Source organism: Clostridiales bacterium (assembly GCA_018333995.1).
GTDB lineage: Bacteria > Actinomycetota > Coriobacteriia > Anaerosomatales > SLCP01 > JAGXSG01.
Map to the genome: position 1 here is coordinate 44472 of JAGXSG010000021.1, position 12343 is coordinate 56814.

General features: G+C 62.5%; 9 protein-coding genes and 1 riboswitch. All 9 genes read right to left on the minus strand.

Annotated features, from left to right (window positions below; translation table 11 throughout):
- Positions 1-4: 4 nt before the first annotated feature.
- The 9 genes from KGZ40_06095 to KGZ40_06135 all read right to left on the minus strand — a co-directional run bounded on the left by KGZ40_06095 (position 5) and on the right by KGZ40_06135 (position 12249).
- Entirely contained in the window at positions 5-865 is an 861-nt protein-coding gene (locus KGZ40_06095; GenBank protein MBS3957080.1) for a hypothetical protein, read from the minus strand.
- Positions 866-880: 15 nt separating this feature from the next.
- Positions 881-3703, minus strand: coding sequence for a molybdopterin-dependent oxidoreductase (locus KGZ40_06100; GenBank protein ID MBS3957081.1), 2823 nt, complete (start codon positions 3701-3703; stop codon positions 881-883).
- A 48-nt stretch (positions 3704-3751) separates the two neighbouring features.
- Positions 3752-4393: a twin-arginine translocation signal domain-containing protein gene (locus KGZ40_06105; protein MBS3957082.1), complete on the minus strand. Its 642-nt coding sequence runs from the start codon at positions 4391-4393 to the stop codon at positions 3752-3754.
- 255 nt (positions 4394-4648) lie between these two features.
- Positions 4649-4769, minus strand: a riboswitch (molybdenum cofactor riboswitch).
- A 196-nt stretch (positions 4770-4965) separates the two neighbouring features.
- Positions 4966-6495 (minus strand): hypothetical protein, encoded by a 1530-nt coding sequence (locus tag KGZ40_06110; protein ID MBS3957083.1) that lies wholly within the window; start codon positions 6493-6495, stop codon positions 4966-4968.
- A 12-nt stretch (positions 6496-6507) separates the two neighbouring features.
- Complete coding sequence (locus tag KGZ40_06115) at positions 6508-7515, minus strand: tetratricopeptide repeat protein (protein ID MBS3957084.1); 1008 nt, start codon at positions 7513-7515, stop codon at positions 6508-6510.
- Positions 7516-7560: 45 nt separating this feature from the next.
- Positions 7561-9159 (minus strand): hypothetical protein, encoded by a 1599-nt coding sequence (locus tag KGZ40_06120; GenBank protein MBS3957085.1) that lies wholly within the window; start codon positions 9157-9159, stop codon positions 7561-7563.
- Positions 9160-9168: 9 nt separating this feature from the next.
- Positions 9169-10431: a hypothetical protein gene (locus KGZ40_06125; GenBank protein ID MBS3957086.1), complete on the minus strand. Its 1263-nt coding sequence runs from the start codon at positions 10429-10431 to the stop codon at positions 9169-9171.
- A 58-nt stretch (positions 10432-10489) separates the two neighbouring features.
- Positions 10490-11389 (minus strand): hypothetical protein, encoded by a 900-nt coding sequence (locus KGZ40_06130; protein ID MBS3957087.1) that lies wholly within the window; start codon positions 11387-11389, stop codon positions 10490-10492.
- Positions 11386-12249 carry a cytochrome b/b6 domain-containing protein gene (locus KGZ40_06135; protein MBS3957088.1) on the minus strand — a complete coding sequence of 288 codons (864 nt, stop codon included), beginning with the start codon at positions 12247-12249 and terminating at the stop codon, positions 11386-11388. Before KGZ40_06135 ends, KGZ40_06130 begins: the two co-directional genes overlap by 4 nt.
- Positions 12250-12343: the final 94 nt, after the last annotated feature.

A 12343-nucleotide genomic window follows, 5' to 3' on the forward strand; every position in this document is an offset into this window, starting at 1 on the left:
CCAATCACCTCTCTCTCACTTCGGCTGGCTCTTCAATGTTTGCTTGACGGCGTGCGATCACGGCAAGCAACCCGCCAGCGAGCAGGGTCGGCACTAGGGCCGCCTTCGCGAACGGTCCGTTCAACAGGTTCGACACCATCGGTGTGATGTGGTCTTCGATGAACGGATCAGCTTTTGGCTGGATGATGACTGCCTTCTTGCTCGCCCAGTACACGTTTCCGTCACCTTGCGCCGACACGTACCCGTTGGCCGGGTCGTTGATGTAGGCGCGGATGCGGGAACGAGTATCCCACTTCATCGCCTTGGCGGGACAGGTGTAGACGCAGCTCGGCTCGTGATCCATCTCGGCGACGTGTGCTGAGCCAGGTAGATTGTTGCCGTTTGAAGGAAGCGGTGTGCCGTACGACCTGCCGCGTTGCGTGGTCGCGGATGCGATGGCAGCAGCGGAGCCGGCTCTCCCAAAGCACATCGTGCACTTCCATGCTTTGGCGGAGGCGAACTCGTCGCTTCCCACACCGATCTTCGGGTAACCGGCCCGGTTGCAATCCAGCTGACACTGACGATTACAGCGACTCGGATCGCAGCGATCCGGATCGATGGAAACCGCGCCATTCGCCTGCTTGGCAAGCGCCCCAAACGGACAGCGCTTCACGCAGGGTGGATCAGGACAGTGCCAGCAACTGAAGCGGATGAACGGACCATTGTCGATCCGCTTTTGCGACTTGATGATCACGCGCGAATCGGGCGCGACCTTGTGTATGCCGGGGTCGTCAGCCTTCATCCTCCACGTGCGCTTGCAACTCAGAACGCACCCGCGACACCTCATGCACTTGTCGACATCTTGGAAGATCGCCATCTCACTCATCGTTCACCACCTCCTTTACGTATTGATCTTCCGGATCTTGCACAGACACGCCTTGTACTCGGGGATCGTCGTGTTGGCGTCCCCCGCGTCGACCGTAAGGTCGTTCGCGCGCGAACCAACAGACAGTCCTCGCTCGCCCCAGTGCCATGGGATCGCGACCACGCCTGGACCAACCCGCTGATTGTCAGCCATGCCAACACCCACGCGAGCCACAAAACCCTTGGCGAACGTGCCGGCGTTAGGCGACAGTACCGCCTGGCTCGCCTGTGTCGACTCACCGCGGGCCGTGATGACGTTGACGTAGTCTCCGGACGTAATCCCCCACCTGTTTGCGTCGACCGAGTTAATCTCGATCCACGGCTCGGGCTCAGCTTCATGGTTCCACGGATTGTTGCGCGTGATGGGACCGCCCTGGAAGTGCTCGACACACCTGATAGTGGTGAGCACCAGGTCGAAGCTCGAATCGGCCACGTTCTTGCCCACAATCAGCGTGTCCGTCGGCGCGAGGTTCCACTGCGTGCCGCCAGGACCGCCAAACCCCGTGCCCATCGTGGTGTTGCGCCCAAATTTGGGGAGCAGACCTTTCGGGTCACTCTGCGCCAACGGAGTCTCGTATGGCTCGGTATGGGCTGGGAAGCGTCCCGGAATAACATGGACACTCTGCGGAGAGCCTACATTGTCCGGCATGTCCGACAGCCGATGGTAGAAACGGTACCACCTCGCGTAGTTGAGATTGATGCCCGCAAGTGCCGTGTCCGTTACAAACAAGCGAGAAATCGAATCAGGACTCATGTAGAAGTCGAGCACGTCACCGGGAACGTCGCCATTGTTGTAGAGAACGCGGCGATTGACGAGCCACGCGTAACCCCAGCCCGGGTAGGCAAGGGTGCCGTTAGGATCACTGGTGTCGCGGCTCTTGGCGCGGTTGAAGACCTTCCACGCCTGCTGGTTGGGGTGAGTGTTCGCAAAGAGCCGTTGCTCCCGGGTGTCGGTGCCGCTGATCGGACTGCTGCTCGCGTTGTACGCGCCCGTGTAGAGCCACGAGGCGCCGACCGCGGGGGTGCAAAGCTCACGATAGATGCGCTCGGCGATCCATTCGCTGCCGGTGACGGTGCCCGAATGCGGCGCGGGATCGTCACCGCGCCATATCTCCGCGGTTCCGCTGAGCGACTCGAACGACGGGGACACGCCGGGCTTGTAACCGTAGCGGTTGTAGTAGAAGACGTCGTACGCGCTTGTCTCGGGACGGCCAATCGCAGACCACCGTGCGGTGATGTGCGAAAACGCGCCGGCCTGGTCGAACGCGTAGGCGAGCCGGAACAGTAGCTCGAGATCTGACTTACTGTTGCCGATGGGATTCACGGCCTTCTCGCGCCACTGCAGGACACGGCCGGAGTTGGCGGTGCTGCCTGCCTCTTCCACATGTGAGCACGATGGAATCAAGAAAGTCACGCTGCCGGGCTTGCGATCGCACGCAGCGGTCTCCGTCTCGAAGAGGTCGGTAACCGCTAACAGGTCGAGCTCTCTTAGCCCTTTGCGGACCGCGCTCAGATTGGCTTGAGTGACTGCGGGGTTTTGCCCCCAGATCACCGCGGCCTTGATGGTTCCCGCGGCCATCTTGCGGAACATCATCGTGTGCAGATCGCCGTTGGTCTTGGGCCACAGGTCGTATAGCGCGTTTGTGACCGTACGGTCGAGACCGGGGGTGGTCATCCAAGACCCATCCCCAAAGAAATTGTAGGTAAGGTTGGTAAAGCCCCGCTGCTGGCCGCCCATTGCGGTCGTCACGTACGCGCGATCGTAGGTGCCCCCTGAGTTAACCGAGTTGCCCCAGAGGGTGTCCATGTACTTGCCAAACGCGTTTGTATCGTTGGTGGGGGTGGTGCCCGGAAGCGTATATGTCCCGCCCGCGGTCATCTGCGTGGGGTTCCCCGAGTAGAAGGGGATGAGGTGCGCGAGCACTCCCATGTCGGTCGAGCCCTGGACGTTGTGGATGCCGCGAAGCGCGTTGATACCGCCGCCGGCGCGACCCACATTTCCTGTGATCGACTGAAGCACAGCGAACGCTTTCACGTTCTGAGCGCCGTGCGTGTGCTGGGTCAGACCCATGGCATAGAGCATCGTGGTGACTCGGTAGCCACCCGCAACACCTACCCTGGGATCCTGCGAACCAGTACCCGTGACCGGCCCAACGCTAGCAGCGCGACTGTGGTCGATGTAGGCGTTGACCATGAACTCAAGATCCGCCGGACTCACACCTGATACATCCTCGACGATCTGGGGTGTGTACGGTGCAACATGGTCCCAGAGCCGGTTGTAGACCGTATCGGGATTCGCATCAACAGTCGCTGCTTTGACCGGGAAGTTTGAAAACGTGTTCGCTCCGTCGGTTTTAGTCTCGCGCACGTAGTCCGTTCCCGCAGGATTGACGACGAAGCGGGCGTCCGTGTACTTGGAGCCGCCCGGAACAGAAACCGTCGCGGTACCGCCGTCAGGGAAGAACAGATTCGCACTCGTCTCGTTGAGAAACTCGAAGAACTTCGCACGAACCGCCGGTGCGACTCCAGTGCCGGTGTTCATCCTCTCCATGATTCCACGAGTGATGCCGTTGATGATCGCGACATCGGTTCCGGGCCGGAAACGGATGAAGCGCTCGCCTTTCGCGGGATCGCACTGCAGCGCCGTTCGTGTCTTGCGGGGATCAAGAACGACGAGCTTGCCTCCCCTGTCCCGAGCGTGGTTGATGTGAGCCATGCACGCCGGGTGGTTCTCGGCGGGGTTCGCTCCCATGACCACGATCAGCGAAGCGTTGCCTATGTCGCTCCAGTTGTTCGACATGGCGCCTCGTCCAAACGCGGCGGCCAGACCGGCCACCGTGGACGAGTGTCAAACACGCGCCTGATGCTCGATGTTTGTCGTTCCAAACTGAGCGATCAAGCGGCGATACGTGAAGTTCTGCTCGTTGTTCAGGTGTGATGAGCCAAAGAACGCCACCTGCTTGGAGTTGTAACCGTTCTCAACCGACGGCGCTCTACCATTCGCGTCACGAGCCGCCTTCATCCCAGTAGCGATTTCGGTCATGGCGGCATCGAGGCTCACCTTGTTCCATGGCCCGTTGCCCTCGCGGCGATACGCCACGCCATCAGTGAAGCTCGGGTCGTAGTTAAAGACCGGGTTTTCAGGATGGCTCGAAAATGCGCCTATGCGGCGCGGATTGGTCACGAGCTGGTACGCGCCGGCGCCCTTAGCGCACAATCCTCCATCGTTCATCGGCGACATGTGATCGCCGTATACATCAAGCACGTTACCTGCGGAATCAACATCCACGAGCTGTCCACAGCTCGCCGAGCAGTACGGACAAGTGGTGTGGTAGGTGGCCGCTACCGTCGCAGCAAAGGCGCTTGAAGGTTTGGCCGCGAACTCAAGACCCGCGGCGCCAACAGCCGCGGTGGCGGCGCTTGCCTTCAAGAAATCCCTGCGCGATAGGTGCAACTTCCCTCCATCCTTGCCCTTGTCGTGAGTACCCATGCGTTTACCCTCTCTTCTCTTCCGCGCTTCTCTCATGAGACCTCGCGGATCGTCCTTCGAGCGGCCAGTCCGCCCGCATCGCGCGTCGCCGTAGAACGCCTCCTTCCCCTCGCACATCGTGGGGGTTGAGAGAAGAAACACAAAAACCGGCACAGAAGACGACCGCTCATGCGGCTGCCACTGAACCGGTCTTCATCTCATCTCCGCTCCCTTACCCCGCGCACCGACCACCGCAGGCCCCTATGCCGGGGAGCCCGCTAGATGCATCAGTTCCCTTTCCGCCGGGAGGCGCCGCAGTTTCCCACGACACCCTATCGGCCCCGCCACCATGACCATTCCGGTTTTAGGTGAACGGAGCTCGGGAACAATGAGCCATTTGTCACTTTCGAGCTACGTACTTGCTGTATCGAGCGGTATTGTAACAAATGTTACAATACCATCCACGGATAGGATACCATATGGCGCACCCGTGTCAACCGATGGATCACATACCCTGTACCGTATTCCGCAACGCCGGGGCGCCGCTCGGCCAGGCAGACCGTTGCGTGTGAGACCGTTCGCGCCTCGTCCCCTTATCGGGACCGTTCAGGTGAGGTCCCGAGTACCCGCTCCGCGAACAGGCGCGCATCGTACGCGTCGATGCCGAGCGCGCGAGCTACACGCGCGATCTCCGGGTCTTGGGTGCACAACGTCTTCGCGCGCCGGGCAAGCACGAGCAATGCCGCTACGTCATGTGACACGCCGCTTCGATCCATGAGGTTCTTCGTATCCGAGTCGGAGTAGACCTCCGGGGTGAGCAGATCACCGAGCGCCACGCCGTTGATCTCGCGGCCCTTGTAGCGCTCGAACTCCTCGGCGGGAACGATCCACCGCCAACGCTTCCTCTCGGCCATCTTGCCGATGAGACCGGCGGCGGCGATCTGCTCGAGGAACTCCTCGGTCACTACGAAACGGCGGCGGCGCGCCAGGAGCAGCAGGGGAAGAAGCACGAGCGGGCTCAGACAAAACGCCCACTGCACGGGAGTCTCCGGCACGATTGGGACAGGCGCGATAGGATCAGGCCACCCCCACACCTGCACCTGATGGTTCACCCTGTCGGTGAGGAAAATGAAGCCTCGAGTGTCGACCGCCAGATCGTTGGTGTAGCGGAACTGCCCAGGCCCCACGCCAGGACCGCCAAAGCTCGCGATCCGCTCACCAGCCGCATCGTAGATGTCGCCCTGGTGAGCAAGCGCATCGGCGACGTAGAGGCGCCCCTGTCCGTCCATGTCGATGCCGCGCGGAATGCCGGATGTGCGAATAATGCGCTCGAACGCACCCGTCTCGTCGAAGACTTGGATGCGCCTGTTGTTGCTGTCGGCCACAAACACCAAGCCATCTCTCACCACAATCCCGTTTGGAAAGTAGAAGCGCCCGGGGGCGTCGGTGATCTCCTCGGCGGCCGCGAATCCTCCAAACCGCCTGATCTCAACTCCCTGAGGGTCGAATACGATGATTTGGTGAAGGTCGTTGCGGCCCACGTCGCTCACCCAAAGATTGCCCGCATCGTCGAAAGCGATCGCAAGCGGTGCCCAAATGCGGGCCTCTTCGGCGTCAGCGGGCTCGACCTTGCGCAGGTACTCGCCGGACGGGCTGAACACGTAAAGCGACCGGTGGCGGCGGTCCGTGACGTATACCTCGCCGTTGGGAGCGACCTCGACGTACACGGGCGTAACGAGCGACGTCGCGTCTTCGTCATTGATGCCGGAAAACGAGAACCGATACTCGCCTTCGACCGTGTAGACCTTCACCTCGCCCGCAGTGGGATCGGTGACGTAGACGAGTCCCTCGGCCGAGACGTCGACACCGAGCGGTTCGCTCAAAGCGCCATCCCCCTCGGGTCCGGTGATCGAGTACAAGTACTCGGGAGGGGTAACGACCTCCTCGGCGCCTCCCCCGATACCAGGCACGGGAAGGCGCCGGTAGGTGTTGTGGTAGTAGATCGCCCAAAGCGCCGTGCCGAGAAGGGCGAGGAGCACCAGCAGAGCGACGATCTTGCGTCTGGAGGCCGGCGCGTTAGAGCGGCCGAAAGGATCACTTTCGTATGTGGGATCGTTTACCATGAGCGCTTCCCGTCACTTCGTGTCTGATAGACGCTCTACGGCCGAGGCGGCCTCGGCGTCGTCCGGTGCCAGATCGAGTACGCGCTGCCACGCGTCCATTGCCGCATCGAGGTCTCCAGTACTTTCATATAACGTGGCGACCAGCCGCGCGGACTCAAGATCGGTCGGCTCCAAGGCGCGCGCGATGCGCGCTTCCGTGAGCGCGGCCACTGGGTCGCTCGAGACGAGCGCGCGCGCGGCCTCGAGACGATCCGCGTGCTGACCAAGCTTCTCAAGCTCCTGAAACGGTTCGCGAACTCCCGGAGGCGCGCCATCCGCCGATGTGCGGAAGCGCTCGGCGGCGGCGGCCACGTATCCCTCGGCCAGTAGCAGGAGTCCGTAATCGTAGTTGGCCTCGGGCATCACCGGATCGAACATGAGCGCGCTCTCAAGGTAGGTGCGCTGATTCCGTTCCGAGCCGATCTCCCGATACGCGACTGAGAGCGCGTAGTGGGTGTCGGCGGCCGAGCGGTTGATGCGGAGCGCCTCGTGCAAGGATTGGGCGGCCTCCTCGTAGCGCTTCTGCTCGAGGAGCGTCATGCCGAGCTGGTGGTACCCGGTCCCGAGCCGCTGGTCAAGGCGTGAGAACTGCCCGCCTTCGAGCTCATCGACGAGCGTGCGCCAGTATCCCTCGGCGGTCTCCCACTCACCTTGGAACATGGCGATCAGGCCAAGTCCCGTGAGCGCGTCGGGATGGTTCGCCTCAAGCTCCAACGCGGCGTTGAACTGATCGATGGCCTCCCGTGGCTGTCCTGCCGCGGCGTAGGCCTCGGCAAGCGCGATGCGCAAACCTGCGTCATCCGGACTCTCCTCGATCGCCGCGATCAAGTTGTCGACCGCACGCGAAGCGGGCGCCCCGCGGCGCTCGGCTGACTGCGTGATCACCACAGAGTACGCAAGGTATCCCACCGCGACGACAACAAGCACCGCCGCGCCCTTGATCCCCACATCGAGCCATCGCACGTTGTCAAACATTCTCATGACTCACTCACCTCGTCAGCGACGGCCGGGCAGGCGCACGGCGTTTCAGATGTTCAGGTCAGCATGGCACCGGCGGCACAGCTGAGAGCCGGGCCACGGCGCGATTTCGACGTTACGGAAATCGAGAGCACCATGACAGTCATAGCAGACACGCAAATCGTGTGCCCCGGTGTCGTACGCTTGACGTCCCGCACCCCGCACCCGCGCGACAGTCAGGCCGATGTGGCAGTCGTCGCACACGTACGAACGGCCGACCCGCTCGGCGACATCGAAGTGCACCGCGTGGGAGACGAAGCCCATCCGCCGTATCGCGGTCGGCGGCTCGGTGGTCGCCTCGGGGTGACACTCGACGCAGTTCTCTGCTCGCAGCTCAGCGTCGCGCACGGACACATGGTGGCACTCCTGACACGTCGCACGGTCGGTGTGGCACACCCCGCAATCGTCGCGCGAGTAACCGTTGGCCGCGTGCGACGCCAGCCACGCGGTCGGGTGCGGCATGGCCGTCTGGTGACAGCGAGAACACGATTCGCTCGTGTGACATATCGAACACCCGCCGCGCCCGCCGAGATACGGCGCGCCGTGTTGCGCAATCCACTCGACACGCTCGTGGGTGTCAGGGATCACCTGCGCGCTCAAGGAGCCATCGGCAAGTTGCCTCTCGCCTCGATGGCATTCGGCGCAAACCGGCGATGTATGACACATCGTGCAGTTGACGAGGTCCTCACCTGCCGGTCCGCTGTGGTCGCGCGCTATGAAATCAGGTGTGTGATCGGCCGGGACGAGGTTGAAATCGGACGGATGGCACGCAAGGCATTCTTCCGGCGCCACCTCGCCCTTCCCCGCATGCTGGACGCTGTGGCACCGGTAGCACGAGCGCATCGTAGGCAGCGCGGTCTCGTCGGGAGTGTGGGGAAACGCCTCGTGGCACACCTCGCATCGATAGTCACGCTCGAGATGGACGGTGTGGGTGAAGATCAGGCCGTCTTCCGCTAGCCCCTCATCAATCCCCGAGTGACAGAACACGCACTGCCCGATGGCAACCGGATCCTCCGTACGCACGACGAGCGAGGGCCGGGGTTCCGGCGCTGGAACGACGCGGAGGTAAATCGGCGGAGTGGGAGGAGTGTCGACCTCCATCTCCTGGTGACACGCATCGCACTGGGCACGCGCGTCGTGGCACATCAAGCAATCATTGAACCCGCCGCGCGAAACCGCCCGGGCGTGCGGTTGGGCGATCCAGTCATCGCCGTGATACGCGGGCCGCAAGCGGAACGCACTTGTGTGGCAGTAGCCGCAGTCATCGGCGGCGATAACTCCCGCGCCACTGTGCGCAAGACCATGGCACGCGAAACACGTCCGCATCGAAGGAGAGTACGTCACGCCCGCCTCGTGAGCCGGACGGACGTGACACACTGAACACTCGAGCTTGATGTGAACGCCGTGACTGAACACAAGCTCAGGGTTAGGGGACTCGGCGATCCGCGCATGACACGCCGAGCAGGTACTCGCGGTAACCGGTCCAGTGAGATCGATCTCACTGGGTATCGTCGTGCCTGCGCCCTGTACTGAGCCGGACACGGCGAAGATGGCCGCCATGATGGCGACCGCCGCAATCGTGTGCGCATGTCGGCGGCGGATGCTCATCAGTCGACGCTAACTCCCACCCCTCACCGAACGCCACCACCTGAGAAGCGGGTTCTCGTCCCTCGCGACGCTCTGGCCGTGAATGAGCCCCGCCGAGTGTTCTATGAACGCCTCTCCGGAACCGCGATGGCACTCCCCGCACGTCGCGACGGCGTTGACCGGGTACATCATCGAGTTCGGGTCGCTTACCGGCAGCGCCTCGTGAGAGCCGTGGCAGTCCCAGCATGAAGGGGTGTCTCGGCCAGCGCGGCGCTTGTAAGGCGCACCGTGATAGTAGTCATCGTACGTGGCCCACTCGGCCGAGTGACACTGAGCGCACATCCGCTCCGACGCGAAGTGCAACTCGCGCCTCGCGGCGTCCGTATCGAGGCGCGCGATACTGTGTCCTCCGTGACACGAACCGCACGTCGCGGATGTGTAGTCGCCCTCGGCGATCAGTGTCCCGTGAATCGACGCTTCGTACGCCGAGACGAGTTCAGCCTGCGCGGGCCGCTCGCCGTACGCACCCTCGTGGCACGCGAGACACGCCAGGCCCGCATTCACCTGCCACAGCGGTGTCGCCCCACGCTCGCCGGTGTAGTTGAAGTCGACGTGGCACTCGACACACGTGATGTCTCGATGCGCTGACCAGTCGAGAACGTCTTCATCGACGAAGTACGACTCCGAGCCGCCTCGCGACGCTTTGGCGAGATCCGGATTGCCGTGACACGCGAGACATCCGTCGCCCACGTCGTACGTCAAGCCGTCAGAGCGCCATTCGACGTCACGCTCGGCATGGCACGTATCACAATCGGCACGATCGTGGCACATCGCACACTCCGTGCGAAGAGCGTTCTCGGCGGGATCCACGTGAGGCGTCTCCGCCCACTCGGCAACGTGGGACTCGGGACGCAGCCGTTCGACGCGCGCACCATGGCACTTCTCACAGGTGTCCCCCGCGATCAATCCCATCGGCCCATGCTGGAGGCCATGACAGTTCCAGCATTCGACCATCGCCGGAACATCCGTTCCGGCCGGGGTGTGGGGGTAGCTCAAGTGACAGTTGGAGCACGCGAACCACATGTGCGTCGCGTGAGTGAAGTCGACAAGATCGCTCTCCACTTCCGCGATCTGGCCGTGGCAGACCTTGCACGCGCTCGCAACCACGGGAGCGCCAGTGTCGATCGTCACCTGTTCGGCGTACGCATGCGGAACTCTCGTGAGTGCCGCCACGCACACAAGCGCGACGGCGAAGGCGAGGATGCCGGTCCACGCCTTGAGCCTGTAGGTCATCTCCCCTACCCTTTCTGATTCCGTGTCAAATACTGACCGCGGGACACCTCCCGCGAGCTCATCGGCTGAACATGTCAGCGACCGCGGAGCGGAGCCGCTGGATAAGGCTGTAGAGGGGGTTGGCGGCGAGCATCTCGCCCTGGCCATGTATTAGCTCGGCGTACTCAAGATACCCCTCGTTGACATCGCCCAGATGACACGCGCCGCACGTCTGGGCGAGGCGGTCGGGGTGCACTCGCGAGCGTCGGTCGTCCGACGGATATATGTCGTGGTAGCCGTGGCAATCCCAGCACGCGGGGGCATCGAGCGCACCCCTGTGGTAGGCCCTGCCGTGGTAGTAATCGTTGTAGTTCTCCCAGTGCTCCTCATGACAGCGCCCGCAGACCTCCCACCCGTTGGCGTGCATACCGCTCTGTCCTGCGGGGTTGTCTGTGAGCGCGACGATGTCGTGCCCGCCGTGACAATCACCGCACAGCGGGACGATCGTCGTTTCAGCTGACGGCGTCACGCCGCCAGCGTCCACTTCTCCCCTGTGCACGCCTTGACCCAACGCGCGGTTCTGATCCTGGTGACAGTTCTTGCACGCCGAGCGGGACACTCGTTGCCAATCCTCACCGGATTGGACGTGAGGCGCCGTAAACGCGAAGTCAAGGTGGCAGCCAGCGCACTGAACGGCAGCGTGGGGACCCGCCTCTAGCTGCGCGGGGTCCACGTAAAAGCTTCTAAGCCCATCCTCTTTCAGGCGGATGAGGTTCTCGTCGCCATGGCAGACCATGCACCCGGCTTTCGCAGCGGTCGGAAGGGTGAAGTCGACGTCGTAGCCGTTCACCGGCACCACGTGAGTCCGCGTCGCGTCGTCTTCGACAGCATGAGCGGACCCGTGAACCGCGACCATCGCGCACGCGAACGCCAAACTCGCAATCGCAGTCGCCGCGTATGCGCGCGCACTGAGCTTCATTCACGCTCACCCATCGACGGCGCGAGTGCCCCGGTGCCGCTAGCGTGAGTGGACGTAGGCGGGTGATCGTGGCCGCCGTGGCTGTCGTGAGAGCTTGGGAGACCGAAGAAGCTCTGAAACGCCGGAAAGTCCTCGGTCATCGAAAGATACGCGTGGATCGTCGTCAATATGATGAACAGCCACGTGATGATGTAGTGCACCGTCCGAGCGTACCACCCCGCGAGATCAGTCGAGCCGAGAAGGGCGCCGAGCCACCAGCCGAGGAGAAGGTCGCGAGGACTCATGTCGATCAGCGGAAGTGGCGCCACGACGAGCGCAAAGCCGGTGAACGCTTGAACGATCAGGAGCGGCACAAACAAGGTGTACGTGCCCTTCTGCATGACGTTGTACTTGCCGAGATGCGGCTTGGAACTCTTCACAAAGATGTAGTAGAGGACGACTTTGGGCGCGGTCACGATGTCTTGCTTGGTGATCGCGAACTCCCTGTAGTCGCGTTGCTTCGCGAAGAACGCATACCACAAACGCCAGATCAGGTTGATCGTCACGATGATCATGAACACGTAGTGGATCCACCGCATGGCGGTACGGCCGCCGTCAAAAAACGGGAACCGGATGTAAAGACCGGTGAATCCAAGCGCGAACATCGAGAACACGTGCTGGAAATGGAGGAACTTCGGGAGGAACGGAATCGGCGGGCCGTCGTGGTGCGGCCACTGCTTGTGGACAAACCTCTTCTTGATACGCCCGCTAAGGATATTGCCGAAGAAGTGGACCGTGAGCGCCACGACCATCACGACATACAATGCCGTGAATCCGACATCCAGCCAGACGTTCAGTTCTGTCAGTGCGATCTCTGACACCCCCTACTCCCTATCGCCGCCACGCACGCTGAAACAATCGCGTTCGCAGCCCATCGGACAAGCCCCCGTGCCAGACGCGCTCGCACGCTCACGA